Genomic DNA, 15,057 nt, shown 5'->3' on the forward strand with positions numbered 1-15,057 from the left:
CACCCCTAAAGGGTGCTTTATTTCATATATTCTTTACCATCCATGATTAAAGAAACAACATTATCATTTTCAATAATAAACTGGAATTCAGAGCGAATCATAGCTCCAAACCCATTTTGAGAGTCAACATAACTTTGTACAACTGTTTGACCATTTTCCTTCCAAATTTTCCAATCTGAAACTCCTGCAAATTTGGCTGTTGAAGGTGCTTTTAATATAGATTTCAAGGCTTTTTCACACCTAGTTTGTAATTGAGCCTTTTCCATTGATGTCACAATATACTCATTTAATTTTGAGATAACTTTATCTTTTGTATACAGATCATTATCACCGTATCTAATATTATAGATAGTTCCGTCTGTATTCATGTATAAAATAATATTTGATGCATCTCGATTAGATAGTCTATAGCCTTTTTCACCTTCAAAATGGGCGTTATCTAAAATCTCGTCATGTTTGATAGTAACATCCTCATTTATTCCAACAGACGCTAGTGTTTTAATAACGACCCCTCCCTGTTCAGACGTAATATTTAACTCTCTAGTAATCTTATCTTTAGGGGCGGTATTATATTTCTCTGGATTTTTTGCCATATTACTAACTAGTATTATTGTTCCTATGATAACAACAATTGCTGCCACAATGAAAATTAAACAACCTTTTCGACAGCCTTTATTGTTAGTTGGAACACTACTGTTTATATTACCTTGCCCTGGGGCAGAAGAAGTTGATGTTTTAAACATTGCTTGAAGTAATGCTTTATAAACATTCCCATCTATTTCCATCAAACTTTTTTTACCATCTTTAAATTCAATAGAAACAACATGTGTACCTTTTTTATGATCTTCCGACTTATGTTCATAACTTTCTACTGTTGTTTGGTCTAAATTCACAATTTTCCCAAACCCTAAAAGGATACCAATTACTCCATTAGCTCCAATTACTTTTTTTTGCTGATAGTCACCTGCTATAACTTGATTTTTAGCCATATTCGCCCTCCTTATGTATATAACCAATATACATGGATAATAGAGGGAATTCTAATGTTTTTTCATATTCTTACCTTTTTCGCTTACCTTTTCCTCCTCGTTTCGCCTCACGTTCTTGCTTTTTATCCTCCTCAATCTTGACTTGGACAGAAGCGATAATACACGCCTTATCAAAAATAGGTAATGTCATATACTCAGACGGTAGACGACGCTGTTTTTGTATCCACCAGTGCATAATATTCGCGTCGCCATCACCGTCCTCGATTAGTTTTTTACTTCTTCCACCAAGTCCTCAAGTTCTGCTTCATATCCGTTGACTTCTTGGGCAGCCGCTGAGGCATCCGCCATTTCGCCAATTGTAAGCATTTTCCCCAGTAATGCTTCTTCACCCTTTACGCCATATGAATCCTGTAACTCTTTATCCTTTAAATTTGGATAAACAATTGATTCAACCGTTAGCAAACGTTGATATTTAAAGTGATCAAAATCTGTATTAAATTGCCCTTTACGCTTTCCTTGTGTAATCATAGAACGTTTTGTTGATTCTGATTTTAATTCTGTATCACGTTCTGGAGAGACAGGTGCAAATTCCCATTCAATAGGATCACCTTGTTCATCTAGGAATTTCTTTGAAATAGATCGCTTAATATTTTCATTCTGTTTTTTGTTATGCGCAAAAAATGCTGTTAAATTTGACATATAATAATCACCTTCACCTTATTGTTTTTAATTAAAAAGAGCCCAACTATGTGAGCTCTAGTATTATTGCATTTCTTGTAATACAGAAAATTCTTCCGGCATTTCGAACCGTTCGAAAGTGAAATCGAATGAATCCTCTAAGTACTCTGCGTCAGCATCCAATAATGCAACGATGCCACCATCTAAATTACAATCAACTAAAATAGTAGTTTGTCGTCCAACTTGAGAAGAACCATCTTCATTTGTAACTTGAATGTCAAAATAAGTGTCCTCTCCAGTGTCTTGGTAGTGTTTCAACATTTTTCGGAATATAGATGTATTAAAATGGAATGTTGCGCTACCGCTATATTCTACGCCGGTAGCCTTATTTCCCTTCGCCACTTGACCCATGATTGGAATTTTAGTTTTTGTTTTATCTGATCGTGCCTCTAAATTGATTAGTTGGGCAAATTTATAACGGTTTCCATCAAGTGTTACCCATGCGACGCCTTGCGCTCCATGGATGGCATCACGAGAGTGCATAGTAGCTTCTGCAAAATACTGTAAATTAAGTGGAATTAATATTTTGTTATTATCCACGTAAATCCCCTCCTTTAAGCTACCGTAGTAGTGATATAAAGCTGTGACATTGCAACTGTTGGAATAACAAACTCATTCACAACAACAGATTTTTTTGAATTCCCTTGATCTACTGTTAGGTCATCCTTGTTATAATTTTGGATTGCACGAATACGTTGCATTTCCATACGATGTGCACCAATATCATTCCATAATGAAATTTGGCCATCCTTATCATTCGGTACTTTACCGAGATAACGATTGTTAAAGAGTTGAGCCGTATCAATAGCAATTTGATCTAACACACGAATTACTTGGTTCATAGAGAAATCTTCGTTTTTTTCTCCTGTAAATGACGTGAACGTATTTACATCTTCAAGAATACGAATTTCCTCACCAACACGATGGAACGCTAATTTTCCGCCTTTTAATAAGTTTGTTAACTGTGCTTGTGTCTTTGTCTCAGACATATCAAGGGTGTGCTCACCATCGTATTTCTTATTTGTATTGGATTTATTAACTGCTACGCCTGCTTCAGCGCCAGTTAACCAATAAACTGCTCCAAACAATTCTTCACCTTCGCCAATAGCGTCGTTTGGTGTATCAATGATTCCCTCATGATCTTTAGCACCTAATTTATGCCCAATCAGTTGAAATTTGCCGCCTACTTGGTCACGAATCCTTTTTGTGTATTCCACATACAAATCTTTAATTGTCTGTTCGTTAGATAGGCAACCTAAAGTATTAAAGCCGTATGCTTCTAAATCATCCAAAGCTAATTGATGGGGTGTACCAGCCGTCAATGCAGTAGCCCCGTTAGCACCACCAGAAAGAGTAGTACCAGCAGTTACAGCTAAAGTTGCATCACTTTTAAATGATACAAAATCATTTGCTGTTAGTTCGGCCGCTGTAGTAACTGTTTGTTCGTCAACTAGAATCGCTTCTAGATATGTTTTTACATCGAATTTAGAAGGCTCATCTACGTTTGCTTGAATGACGTTTTTTAAATCATTACCGCGAATACCCTTATACTTTGCTTTTGCATAAATATTTTCTGCGGCTGAACCACCTAAATTAAGTTTTGCAAAAAATACTGTAATAGCATTCTTGAAAATGTCTCGAATACCCTTTAATTTTGGGTGGGTATAATCATAGCCAAAAAGCTTTAATGAATCCTTTTGTAAATCTTCAAGGTTCACCGTTAGAACCCCATCATCTTGCCCCCAATCTAAAGCTATTGGTAATGCAGCGTAACCACGATCTGATAGATTTACGAATGCACGAGCTTTACTAATGAAGTTTTGGTACACACCTGGTAGTACCTTATTTTGTGATAAAAATGGACCTCCACCTAATGCCACGTTATTTACCTCCCTTATCGAATTTCTTTAGAATCTCATCCACTTCGGTAAATGAGTATGACTTGTCGTCCTCTAGCAACGCATTTAAAGCATCACGACGATGGACATACTTTTCACTTTGAACTAACTGAACCTTTGTGAATTTTGGAAGAGCAGACGATAGTGCACCACGTACAGCTTCACTTGTCACAGGCTCAACTTTATTTTGAATATCGTTAGTTTTCGCCACTAGGAATCACCCTTTGCTTGTTGATGTATTGCTCTAATGAGCCCATGAAAATCTTCTCTTCCACTTCTTGCAAGAAGAAATTGAAACGAATGAAATTATGTCCGATGCCATCTACTATCTCGCTGTTAGCGCCAGTACCTAACATCAGTGAGCCGTTTAACAGTGTTATTTCTTTTAGTGCTTGTTGTATTTTCAATGTCATACTTGAAGCCTCAGATGTGCCGTTTTTAGGGAAATACTGCACGTTAAACAGTGTTGTTACTTTCCATCGACCACCGATTTGTCTAATATGCTCTAAGTTCAAAAATTGAATTAAAAAAGCAGGCGTCTTAAACCCCTGCGGTACTTCATCAATATATTTTTTGTATGCTTCTCCAAATGCTTTATGAAGCTTAACGGATATTGCATTTTGAATATCATTAATCTCCATTGAAAGCCTCCTTTAGCATTTTCATGAGTTTCTTTTCTAGTATCGCAGGAGCCTGTTGGTCAATTTGATCTGCACTTATTGTCATCATAAAGCGCCCGTTTACCCAACCTTGATGGTTACTAGTACGATGGCCAAACTCAACGTACTGAGCATATTCAGTATTGTTTATTACTTTGATTTCGTAGGCTGTACCACTTTTTTTGACTTGCCCGATTGTCCATCCGCGCCTTAAAGTGCCTTCATCAACAGGCGTACGACGAATTACTTTACCCAACAACCTGGCAGCTAACTCCTTCGCACAATCCTCACAAAACTTTTCGTAATCAGCAGTTGCTAACTTGGCCAACTTTCGCTCAAATGCCTTCAACTGCCTTAAATCAACACGACCACCTCTACCCATTATGCGTACCCCCTAAATAGTTCTAAAACTATTTCTTGATGGTCCATATAAACAGCAGGTTCACCACTTCTTGTGTATTCCGTTGTTTTACCATGCTGAGTCACAATAATTTTAGAGCCTGCTGGTATGACCAACTCAGGAGCAATAAATAGCTTGATAGACTGTGAAATTACGACCGGCCCCCCAGTAGGTGTTGCTGACGTTTGCTTTTCGTATGATAGCTTGCACTTTTGATCAGACAGCAATGTGACTTCATCTTGTTTAGTCACATGAGTAATTGGATCTTCAACATCTTGCCATACCTTAACAGTGCATAATCCTCTGTACAACAACTCTATAGCCCTTCGACGTGTGCTCACCATGTTAGTACCCTGTACTTTATAAAGTCTGTATTGCCGTGTTGTAGATACGCAATAAAGGCATTAAACTGAGCTTCAGGAGTGCTATTAGCTTCAACAGCAAATGATACGTTTGTATCGCCATCCTGCACTTGCTTGGCAACAGTATCGAAGTTCAATGTTTCTACATCCAATAAGCCCATAGCTTTTTTAGTAAGTAAGAACTCTCCTATAACCATATCAATAGCTATTTCTCTTAAACCTTTTGGAACTGCTGATAAATTTGTTTGGTTTTTAATGTGGCTAGTTACTTTATCAATAGCATGTTTCAACAACATATCGTCTGAACTACTTGGAGCGCTAGATAAATTCACTCCAAGAGCAGATAGACGCATTACTACATCTAAATACATACGAATCACTCGCTTTCAGCCGTTTTACTTGGTTGCGCAGCTTTCTTTGGTTCTTCTAATCGTTCCATCATTGATTCGTTTAAATGTTTTTCATCAATTGTCAATTCTTCATCAACTAAATAACGCTCTCCCTTATAACGTATAGGGAAAGCGCCGTTTTTCACTTTTACTTTAATGTTCGCCATTTCAAATAGCCTCCTTATGCAATTGGTTGCGCTTGGAATACATTCTGCGCTTCCGGGAATGATGGAATCGCTGTAGCTGCTGCTTTTGCCCATGTTGAAACAGGATCTTTCCCTTCTTCGTACACCATTCCAATAACCTTACCAATGGTAGTCATTTCAACATCTGAACCACTACGGACAAGGCGTGATTCTTCAGGAGTCGGACCGTATAACGATTCACCAAGTGGGCCATCACCAAACATTACAAATTTATTGTCTGGGAAGTAACTCTTTGTTGTATAAGTGCCATCTGCGTTTTGCTCACGATATTTCGTGTTTGAATTTGATTCATATACAGCAATAGTAGGTAAGCCTTGTTGTGTAAAGAAAGCATTTAAATCCGTTAGATTTGCTACACGAGCAGAACCAGCGCCATATAGGTAACCGATAATCTTTGGATTACGTAAAATAAGGGCTGCTATCTTTTTAGATGTTAATGCACGAGTTGGCGTAATATCTAGTGAACCAGACCAACGTTCTAAATCCCCTAAAATATCCTCAGTACCAGAACCCCATTGATCAGTTCCAGCAAGTGCTTCTTTATGATCTGCTGGTACTCCGTATCCAACAGTAAGAGTCTTTGGTGTGCCACCTGTTGTATTTAAAGCTAATTTCAATTCACCTGTACTCAATGCTTGCATACGCATTAATTCAACGCTAGCACGAACATCATTTGCTGCTTTGTCGATTAAATTAAATACTCGTTGCATCAAGTATTGTTGCTCCTGTGCTGTTCGTGGGAATTGCAATGCAATTAAATCCTTTTCAGTAATTTGATACTTTTTCTTGATATAAGCAGCCTCTAACACTTGTTTAGCTGCATCTAATGAGCCGATTTCTGCTTCTGTATCAAATGAGTGTACCTTTGCAATAACAGGTAATTCATTCGCTCCTACTAGATATTCAAACTCCAGCGTGTTGTGTTTAACTTCTGGAAAAAGAGCTTCTCCCACGCCATAGCTTTGATATTTTCGTTCCTTCATGTAATCTAATACTGTTTTTTGACCAAATAGTTCTAAAATGTCTGGCATATTGTTTTCCCTCCACTTATCGGAATTTAATTTCTTTTAATGCTGTTTTGGCTGCTACATCTGGAGCAGTTGGTAGACGATCCTCTAAAACGTAAGCTTCAACAATCAATGAACCTGGTTGTGGTCCGTTTGACACATCGACATCGGTATATAGGATACCTTCTGCGGTAGCATCATTTTTAGGTAAGATTGTTCCTGCCTTAACAATTTTCTTTCCGTTTGCATCAGGAGTTACACCGACATCACTCACTAAATAGGTAAATGCCTGCACCTTAGATGATGCTAAGAAATTTACACGTTGAAATTTTTCAATTGGTTTTACATATGGCATATAAAGCCCTCCTTATTGTTTAGTCCCACGGGTTGTTTTTTGTATCACTTGAACCCTTCTCATTCGCTATTTTTGCGAAGTTAGAACCTACATCACTTGTGTCTGTTCCACTGTCTGCGCCACCAGCAGGATTCCACCCTCTAAAAGTTGGTTGTTGCTTTTCTGGCACAAATAAAAAGGACTTTGATTCTTGCAACGATTTAAGTTGCTCATCAAGTCCTTTAGTGACTTTTCCATCTTCACTTAATTCGATTGTTGTTTTATCAATGAGGCCAGTTACTAAATCAACATCATGTACTTTTCTGTGTAACGACAATTTCAGTGCTGCGCTCATGCGTTCATCTTTCAATTGCTGCTCATACTCCGTTTTGGCCGTTTCATTAGCCTGCTGCAAATCAGTGATTGTCTTTTGTAGCTCATCATTACCTTTTGCTTTGTCTTGCAAATCCTTCAACTGAGTTTCGTGGTTTTTCACTTGATCTTCAAGCGTTTTCTTCACCTTGTTGACCTCATCAAAGCGTTCTTTAGGAATCATTGTTCCATATTTTCCAATAACAGCATCAGCTTGTTCCTCACTTAATCCCATTGCAATTAGTTCTTCTTTTTTCATTTGTGTTGTTTCCTCCTTTTTATAACCAGTATGACACTGTAAAGTTAGACCACTTATTCTTTAACGCCTGTAAGCAAGTCCATAAAAAGGCGAATATTCTATGGAATATTCAAATCTACCTAAATTTGCTATATTTATTTTGAGGAGGTGATACATATGATAGAAAGGTGCAATTTGTATAGTTTAGAAATTGAAACAATCGGACAATATACAAGTAAGATTTCAAGTGAAGCTGCCTTTTTCCGTTGTGATACTAGAATTACTGTTGAGTACTCAACCGGAGAAACAAGAGTTATTCAAGGTAATTTAACTCAAAAAGATATCAAGGCTTTAAATTTTGTACTAACAAAAATCTTTGGTTATGTCGAAAGTAAAGAACATCTGAAATACAATGGAAAAAGTATCATTATGGATCTTGATACTGCAAATCCCAAAAAATCCACATATACTTTTGAATAGTAATATATGTTCCAACCTTAATAACCACGGTATGTTTAAATACTGTGGTTATTTAATGTAAATATTTCTCCACTCCTTATAATGAATATTGCTTGGCACATAATACGTTTTCCCATCTAAATCACGAGCTATCCGTTGGCTGTAGTCATCTTCAAAGCACGGAGCTGTTGTGGACCTGCATCTTGGATGAAATGGATTAGCAGTTATACCAGGTTCAAAGTCTGCCATCTTAAATACTTTGCCATCCATCGACTGACAGATGCTACTCGTTTTATGATCTAAAGTTGCGATTATTTCATAACGCTCAACATCTAGCTCTTGGTAAACATCCTTATGTGCAACAGCACTAAAAAACGCTGACTCAGTCATAACTAGACGAGCAGCGTTTGAGCGTGAAGTATTCATTTTTCTTGTGATTGCTGAAATCATACGATTAGGAGCTTCACCTCGTGCCATTGATTGGATAAGCTCTGTATGCAGCGTATCTAACAACATATTTCGGTCTCGCCATATCTTTTGGCTAAATGTTCGACCATCAGCAGTCCACGGCTTGCTAATTATTTTTGTAAGCTTGGTTTCATCCAGTGCTTGTAAAGTAAAGCCTATTTCGAAAGCCTTTTGCACCTCAAATGCTGTTTGATAGTATTGCGTCTGATAAGTATCTTTTATCAATTGCTCAAAGCCTTCTATTTGCCCACCATACAGTTTTTCTACATGTTGTTGTAATTGTAACTGCAAACTCTCTAAACGGCTTATATGGACACGAGAAGAAGCATTTTCAAGTTGTTTCATCCATTGCTGATTAATAGCATTCTTTTTGCCATATTCAATGTATTCCTCAACCGTCCAACGAAACTCACGTAGCTCATCACTTTTTAATAAACGTTTGGCTTCATCCAAAGTAATATCATTGTTTTTAGCAAACCGCTGATACCATCGTGCAATATCCTTTTCCATTTCTTGCATAGTTTGAATATACGCTTTTTCAAGGTCTTTATAGTATGTTGCTGATTTCTTATGCTGTGCTTGTTCCAACATCTCGAAACGCTTTTGCCAATAACTACGCGTCGGCTTGGTCATCTACATCACCTTGCTTTTGTTGGAAGGTCGTTTCATAATTGTCCATCATATTCATTTGATCTTGCTGTTCTTTCTTCTTGCGTTCTAATTCTAGTTGCACATCTTTTACATATGGATGTTGAGCAATCTTTGTTTCTTCAGATAAGTAAGGTGATTTCTCTAACACCTCAACGACTTCTTTTTCATTGACCAAGATGTCGCGATTAAACACAATATTAACCTGTTCACCTTCAAAGTCTCCTTGACCTGTATTGGCTAAATGTTGATTAACAAACCATAATAATTCCTCAAAGGATGCTTGGAATTCAGTCTCAATACCATTTGCATCAAGTTCGATATCACTGTACATAGACTGGATGTTCATTTGGTTGGGATTGTTGGCCATACGTTCGTCTTTAGCGTCATAACCACGGCCATTTTCAATGAGTGCTTTCTTAAACAATGAAAGAATAGATTTATAATTATCTGCATTGACCTCGATTGTTAAAGTCTCAACGCCACCCTTGACACCATCACCAGAACGTACTTTAACAGCACCATACTGAGCCAGATTACGCCTGAATTGGCCTAAATCCTGCCCATCATAGTTATGAAGTACAAGAATAGTGTTTCGAGCATCTTCTTGCATGTTGTTTTCAAAATCACTAAGCATGATATTAATTCCATCTTGTAACGATTTAACACGTTTGATTAAAGGTATTTCCTTACTGTTAAATTTAAAAGGTATTAACGGTACACGTTGCCAGTTCATACCCATCTCATTACCCTCATTATCAACTACCGTTAAGTATGGAGCAGAGGGATTTTCCACATCAACCACCAGTTGTCCGTTAAACCAAACATAACGTTTAACTCCATCGGTACTGTAGATTTCAACCTTTTCCGTAGTGACCTCTTTATCCCCTTCATATCCAAAAACAGTGTACATTCGTACCGCATAATCTAGTACTGTGCGTTCAGCATCTTGCCAAAATGGTAATATCTCGTGACTTGGAAAACGTTTGAATGTAAACTCACCATACTCGTTGTAATACGGAAATAACCAAGCGATACCCGCATTCAATGCGTCATAACCAATGTTTCGGAAAGTACGGTGGAAACGTTTATCAAATATACCTTGCAACAAATTCAGATACGTCTCATTTTCGGTTTCAATAGTTAGTGGCTTGCCAAGTTGGAAGTTAACCTTCTGATCTACTAGTTTTGCATACTGATTATCTAATATTTTGTTATTCGGAAGGTTTTCAGCAATCTCTAACAGCCCACCCTTACCGATAATTTTACGTTTACGTTTTAAGATATCTTGCTCACCTTCATAATAAGCTTCACCAATACGCATCCATTTTAATTGTTCAGATGATTTAAACTTACTAATCTGTCTTTCTAATACTCTAAGGTTGCTCAAAATAGAAGATGAACCGTTGTTAATAATGTTATTGAGTCTATCCGTATCAGTTCCGGCACCCTGGAATGGAAAGTATCCTGTCATGTTCTCACCTCTTTCTAGTCAAAGCTGTAAGTGCTACCACGCATATCCTCTTCGAATGCATAGCGAGTACTATCAATAGTGTGGTTATCCTTATCCTCTAGTCTCGGAATTGGATTACCGTCTTTATCAGTTTGATAATCTATATTTTCAAACTCTCTGGCAATGTTAGGGGTACGGTTAGGATCAATACAAATGAAATCTAAATCATCCAGCCATTCTTCGCCATATTCCACGCTGTCAGGACCCTTTTTCACGCCATAAATACGTTTTATTCCTAATTCATCACGCAATTCATCAATTGATTTAGGCTCCGCTGATTCTGCGGCTATACGGTCTGATTGATACCCTTTAGTTTTCAGCTTTTCAGCAAATTTACGGTTACTGATTTTCACACCATAAATTTCATCAATAGCGTAGATACCATTTTTCTTTTTATCATAATGCCAACGGACAAAAGCTAATGGATCGGTTGCATACCCAAAGTCAACACCGTTACGGATATTGTCAAAGGACGCCACCATTTCATCAGTGATAGAACCTTTTTCAATTTGTAAGTTATCAAACGGCACAACACCACTCCCTATCGCTTCACCGAGGTATTCCCAACGGTAACGTAATTCATTACGTTCTTTAGCTGCCTCTGCTTCCTCGATAAACTGTTTTGAGATAAAAGGGTTATCAAGGTAAGTAGACTTATGAACGAACGTGTTATCAGGTTGAAATGAGCTTTCATACTTCTTATTCACCCAAGATTGTTTACGCTTCGGTGGGTTATATGTGTAAAAGAACTTATAAAAAAGACCATTTCCAAGCTCACCACGTAGTAATGAGTTGGTAATGGTCGTTACTTCTTCTTCCGTCTTAAACTCAGCTAATTCTTCAAGCCACGCAAGGGCAAAAGGGAAATTGGCACTCTTTAATGATTTAATTCGTGTAGGATCTTGTGCACCACGGAAAATCATGTAGTTACCCCGTGGAATGTAAGTTATCCTCATCGGTGACTTATTGATTTTAAATAGGTGCGACACCCCTTGTTCGTTTATGGCCCACTTCATTTGCTCGAATATGGATGTCTCGATGGTGTTATCCACTTTTCGTATACCAACAGCATTTACAGCAAACCGCATAAGTAACTGCGTGATGATATGAGCTATATCTGATGATTTACCAGAACCACGACCGCCCTTACTTACCACGTTTAAGATATCAGTTGCAATGGATGCACGCCAAACCGAATGAAATGCTGGTGGTAATAATTCAGATAGTTTTTTAACTGTCATTGCTATCACCACTTATGTCATCCACGAAAACAGGCGTAACAGTCGCGTTAATCTCTTGTTTATCAATCCATAGGCCATGTCGTTTCCCTATTAGTTCAGCAGCTCTTATTCGCTCTGTCATTGTAGGAGGCATATTTTCTTCAATCTTTTGTACACCAACATCAATGCTTCTTAATGTTGCAGCAGTTGCATCACCACGGAGAATCGCTGTTAATGTCTCTAATACTTCTTGTTGGTCTGCTACACGCTCGGATTTCAATTCCTCCATGCGTTCGTCTATATAAGCTTTAACGTTAGCATTTGTTAGCAGTCTGCTTCCGTTAGCCCTAGCAGTCGCTTCCTTCTTCACGTTTGGGTATGCCCTTAAATAAGCTTCTGTGGCATTCCCTAGCTCAATATATAAATCAGCAAACGCTTGTTGCTTTACTGTTAATTTACGTTCAATCAATGGCATCACCCCATTATGCTAGTTGCTTCGTGAAATAAAAAATGACGCCGAAATGACGTCAATTAAATCAATCATATAAAAGTTTTATTGCTTCCAAAGGACTTGATGCTAATATCTTTTTAACTGTGTTCTCAACAGCTTTTTCAAGAGTCTCGCCACTTCCAATTCCGATTCTATCAGGGTAACCTAAATAATTCACTTGGACTCTAACTTCTTTCGAAAATGGAATTTTTTCGATTTCGGCATATTCAAAATCATGTCCATATAAATTTATTTGTTTAATTGAATCATCAATCATTGTCTCATCCTCCTTTAACAAATATTATAAGTTAATTGGAAATGAATTGTAATGTGTATTTCACACTCAAAAGTAAGTACCGGTAGTTCAGCAGTAGAGGAGGACTGCTCGATACTCACTTTTCAGGGCAAAATAAAAACACCCTGAAGGGTGCTTATCTCACTTTAAATATAGGTGCATACTTTGCTAATAATCTTTTTTTACCTATCGGATCATTAAATTGGACATCTACTTCAGTAGAATCACCATCTCCCTTGACATCAATAACCTTTCCTACTCCCCATTTATTATGCATTACTTCATCACCAATATTGTAAGACGGTACATAATGCACAGGTTTTGGGCTATTTATATTTTCTATTACTGAATTAAGTTCTAACTTCAATTGGTTTAATTCATCTTTATATCTTTCTTCAATTTCTTCAGCGCTAATTTCAATATCATTATTTTCACTTATATCTGTTATTACATTATCAATCTTTTGTTGTAACGCTCGAGAAAGTACATCTGGGTCTATTTTGTTAACTTTTTCATCTACACTTTTTAATTTTTCATTCATTATAGCCATAGTTGTTTTTAGATGTGTTGAAAGTTCTTCATTATCTCTAGATTGATTTAATGCGATTAAAATTGCAACTAATGCTAATGCGATTGATACAGCACTAGATATGAAGGAGAACAAATTTACAACATCCATATTATCTCCTAATCTAAAAGTTAAAATTAGAATAATAATGCCAATTAAAATTCCTATTAGCCATTTAAGATCTCTTTCATCCATTCGTTTCTTTTTCTTCTCAATCTCTTTTTCTTCTATCATTTCTGTCACCTCTAACCAAATGATAGTTCAAAATTTTAGATTATGGAACAATTTTCTACAATTTCACTCTCAAAACCACACCAAACTCTACCCTCTCGACACAAAGCGTTTTGGCTGTTTGATGCAGTTTTCAAAGCAAAATAAAAACCCCTCGAATCCGCTCAAGGGGTCTTGCATTCGTCTATTATTCTATTGTGGTAAGACTGTCGAGTTAGCTCACTTTTAGAACTGTGGTAGAGCTACACCACGTTATTATTGCAAGTGAATTGTGTTCGTGCATTTCCGTGCACGTTTAGTAAGTTTGACTGATCAAAATGGAAAGTGGACGAAGTTCACATGATAACCACTCCTTATTCCGTTTTTTAGCCTTTTATATTAATTAAGATACCTAATCTTTTTAAATATATAGGCCGACCATGTATGTCTTGCCTCGAACGAGTTTATGAGGCGCTGGTCGGTCGTCGGTCTGTCTTTTCCCAATATTTAGGAATTTATAAATACCAAGTGAGGAAACCTTTACCGCACCGAACCTACCTCCGATTTTACAAGATAACTTTTTAAATACCTAATGTGTAACGTATATAACATTTGTAACATCTATCACATTTGTAACATGTCTTCATATTCAATCTAAGACTTTTTACTTTGCAGCAGAATCAGCACCCACAACTATCAGAAAGATTACTATTTTGAGAGGAATCTGAAACAGGAAAGTTCATTTCATTCCATGCCGCAATCCCTCCGGTCAACTCTTTCACTTTATAGCCACGTTCTAATAAAAACTTTGCAACTTTGGCAGCTGTGTTACACCATACATCCCAACAGTAAACAATAATTTCTTTATCCATAGGTATTTCATTCAAACGATCTGCCAGCTCTTGCTGTGGAATGATATTTGCATCCTTAATTGTTAAACTTCTTACATGATTAGGACCGTTTCTAACATCAATTAAAAAGTATTTATCAGGATCGTTTTGTTCCGATTTCAAATAATCCATAGGGCTTATTGTTCCTTCTAAACGTGCATTAAAATAATCAAGTGCGTTCATAAATGTATTACCTCCAATTTTTAAAGTACAGACCAAATTTTAATAAGGAAATCCTTGAGCAATATTCTTTCTTGATGATCTAAAGGGGCTAAAACTTCTAATTCTGTATTAATTAAAAATTCCCAACATGAATCCAAGACATCGTTTCCTTTTGGTGTAATCAAAAGGCTATAGGACCTCCTATCTTTAGGATTCCGTGTCCTCTTAACAAATCCTAGACTTTCTAAGTGATCGATATGGCTTACCATTGTTGTCCTATCAATTTGTAGATTTTCAGATATATCTTTTTGAGATGAGTACGGGTTTCCATGAATAAATAAAAGAACCCCGTATTGTCTAGAGTTAATTTCATATGGAGCAAGTCCTTCTGCGAACTTAGTTTCCATTTGCTGAAGAACTTTCCCAAGTAAAAAACCGTAAGATTGATTCCATTTTTCCAATTGTAATATTCACCTCCGAAGATAATCACTCAACAATATAATCAGTTTACCTGATTATATTTATAAATTCAAGGTTTATTC

The 15,057-nt window shown here is 37.0% G+C and carries 22 protein-coding genes and 1 pseudogene; 1 reads left to right on the forward strand and 22 read right to left on the reverse strand.

The genetic code is table 11. The features are described from left to right. Nucleotides 1-17: 17 nt before the first annotated feature. From JNUCC52_RS02920 to JNUCC52_RS02985, 14 genes are all read right to left on the reverse strand, one after another. The gene (locus JNUCC52_RS02920) at nt 18-989 is read right to left on the reverse strand and encodes a hypothetical protein (protein ID WP_337981329.1); all 972 of its coding nucleotides are present in this window, start codon (nt 987-989) and stop codon (nt 18-20) included. A 70-nt stretch (nt 990-1,059) separates the two neighbouring features. Beyond that, nucleotides 1,060-1,224: a hypothetical protein gene (locus JNUCC52_RS02925; RefSeq protein ID WP_337981330.1), complete on the reverse strand. Its 165-nt coding sequence runs from the start codon at nt 1,222-1,224 to the stop codon at nt 1,060-1,062. 29 nt (nt 1,225-1,253) lie between these two features. Then, entirely contained in the window at nt 1,254-1,688 is a 435-nt protein-coding gene (locus tag JNUCC52_RS02930) for a phage tail assembly chaperone (RefSeq protein WP_337981331.1), read from the reverse strand. 63 nt (nt 1,689-1,751) lie between these two features. Continuing rightward, entirely contained in the window at nt 1,752-2,267 is a 516-nt protein-coding gene (locus JNUCC52_RS02935) for a phage tail tube protein (protein WP_337981332.1), read from the reverse strand. 14 nt (nt 2,268-2,281) lie between these two features. Continuing rightward, the gene (locus JNUCC52_RS02940; RefSeq protein ID WP_337981333.1) at nt 2,282-3,607 is read right to left on the reverse strand and encodes a phage tail sheath C-terminal domain-containing protein; all 1,326 of its coding nucleotides are present in this window, start codon (nt 3,605-3,607) and stop codon (nt 2,282-2,284) included. A gap of 1 nt (nt 3,608) precedes the next feature. Next, on the reverse strand, nt 3,609-3,836 hold the full coding sequence (locus tag JNUCC52_RS02945) for a hypothetical protein (RefSeq protein WP_337981334.1): 228 nt from the start codon (nt 3,834-3,836) through the stop codon (nt 3,609-3,611). Then, entirely contained in the window at nt 3,823-4,266 is a 444-nt protein-coding gene (locus JNUCC52_RS02950; RefSeq protein ID WP_337981335.1) for a phage tail terminator family protein, read from the reverse strand. Before JNUCC52_RS02950 ends, JNUCC52_RS02945 begins: the two co-directional genes overlap by 14 nt. Further along, entirely contained in the window at nt 4,256-4,666 is a 411-nt protein-coding gene (locus JNUCC52_RS02955) for an HK97 gp10 family phage protein (protein ID WP_337981336.1), read from the reverse strand. The genes JNUCC52_RS02950 and JNUCC52_RS02955 overlap by 11 nt, the downstream gene beginning before the upstream one ends. Next, nucleotides 4,666-4,998, reverse strand: coding sequence for a hypothetical protein (locus JNUCC52_RS02960; RefSeq protein ID WP_337981337.1), 333 nt, complete (start codon nt 4,996-4,998; stop codon nt 4,666-4,668). Before JNUCC52_RS02960 ends, JNUCC52_RS02955 begins: the two co-directional genes overlap by 1 nt. A 23-nt stretch (nt 4,999-5,021) precedes the next feature. Beyond that, nucleotides 5,022-5,417 carry a hypothetical protein gene (locus JNUCC52_RS02965; protein ID WP_337981338.1) on the reverse strand — a complete coding sequence of 132 codons (396 nt, stop codon included), beginning with the start codon at nt 5,415-5,417 and terminating at the stop codon, nt 5,022-5,024. 5 nt (nt 5,418-5,422) lie between these two features. Beyond that, nucleotides 5,423-5,602, reverse strand: coding sequence for a hypothetical protein (locus JNUCC52_RS02970; protein ID WP_337981339.1), 180 nt, complete (start codon nt 5,600-5,602; stop codon nt 5,423-5,425). Between the two features lie 14 nt (nt 5,603-5,616). After that, nucleotides 5,617-6,672 (reverse strand): major capsid protein, encoded by a 1,056-nt coding sequence (locus JNUCC52_RS02975; protein WP_337981340.1) that lies wholly within the window; start codon nt 6,670-6,672, stop codon nt 5,617-5,619. Between the two features lie 16 nt (nt 6,673-6,688). Beyond that, a complete protein-coding gene (locus tag JNUCC52_RS02980; protein WP_337981341.1) occupies nt 6,689-7,003 on the reverse strand; it encodes a hypothetical protein in 315 nt (104 codons plus the stop codon). Nucleotides 7,004-7,022: 19 nt separating this feature from the next. Further along, on the reverse strand, nt 7,023-7,613 hold the full coding sequence (locus tag JNUCC52_RS02985) for a phage scaffolding protein (RefSeq protein ID WP_337981342.1): 591 nt from the start codon (nt 7,611-7,613) through the stop codon (nt 7,023-7,025). 156 nt (nt 7,614-7,769) lie between these two features. Between JNUCC52_RS02985 and JNUCC52_RS02990 the strand changes: the two genes are divergently transcribed. After that, a complete protein-coding gene (locus JNUCC52_RS02990; RefSeq protein WP_337981343.1) occupies nt 7,770-8,072 on the forward strand; it encodes a hypothetical protein in 303 nt (100 codons plus the stop codon). A gap of 48 nt (nt 8,073-8,120) precedes the next feature. Here JNUCC52_RS02990 and JNUCC52_RS02995 read toward each other — a convergent pair whose 3' ends face one another. The 8 genes and pseudogenes from JNUCC52_RS02995 to JNUCC52_RS03030 all read right to left on the reverse strand — a co-directional run bounded on the left by JNUCC52_RS02995 (nt 8,121) and on the right by JNUCC52_RS03030 (nt 14,976). Then, the gene (locus tag JNUCC52_RS02995) at nt 8,121-9,152 is read right to left on the reverse strand and encodes a minor capsid protein (protein ID WP_337981344.1); all 1,032 of its coding nucleotides are present in this window, start codon (nt 9,150-9,152) and stop codon (nt 8,121-8,123) included. Further along, a complete protein-coding gene (locus JNUCC52_RS03000) occupies nt 9,133-10,641 on the reverse strand; it encodes a phage portal protein (protein ID WP_337981345.1) in 1,509 nt (502 codons plus the stop codon). Before JNUCC52_RS03000 ends, JNUCC52_RS02995 begins: the two co-directional genes overlap by 20 nt. Before the next feature lie 14 nt (nt 10,642-10,655). Beyond that, nucleotides 10,656-11,921, reverse strand: coding sequence for a PBSX family phage terminase large subunit (locus JNUCC52_RS03005; RefSeq protein ID WP_337981346.1), 1,266 nt, complete (start codon nt 11,919-11,921; stop codon nt 10,656-10,658). Next, nucleotides 11,911-12,369, reverse strand: a complete 459-nt coding sequence (locus JNUCC52_RS03010; RefSeq protein WP_337981347.1) for a terminase small subunit — start codon at nt 12,367-12,369, stop codon at nt 11,911-11,913. The genes JNUCC52_RS03005 and JNUCC52_RS03010 overlap by 11 nt, the downstream gene beginning before the upstream one ends. A gap of 67 nt (nt 12,370-12,436) precedes the next feature. Next, nucleotides 12,437-12,667: a hypothetical protein gene (locus JNUCC52_RS03015; protein ID WP_337981348.1), complete on the reverse strand. Its 231-nt coding sequence runs from the start codon at nt 12,665-12,667 to the stop codon at nt 12,437-12,439. 154 nt (nt 12,668-12,821) lie between these two features. Beyond that, nucleotides 12,822-12,983 (reverse strand): annotated as a pseudogene (locus JNUCC52_RS23235) (hypothetical protein); the annotation flags it as partial. Between the two features lie 1,160 nt (nt 12,984-14,143). Further along, complete coding sequence (locus JNUCC52_RS03025; RefSeq protein WP_337981350.1) at nt 14,144-14,536, reverse strand: rhodanese-like domain-containing protein; 393 nt, start codon at nt 14,534-14,536, stop codon at nt 14,144-14,146. A gap of 20 nt (nt 14,537-14,556) precedes the next feature. Beyond that, nucleotides 14,557-14,976, reverse strand: coding sequence for a MarR family winged helix-turn-helix transcriptional regulator (locus tag JNUCC52_RS03030; protein ID WP_337981351.1), 420 nt, complete (start codon nt 14,974-14,976; stop codon nt 14,557-14,559). Between the last annotated feature and the right edge of the window lie 81 nt (nt 14,977-15,057).

Source organism: Lysinibacillus sp. JNUCC-52, assembly GCF_015999545.1.
Lineage (GTDB): Bacteria > Bacillota > Bacilli > Bacillales_A > Planococcaceae > Lysinibacillus.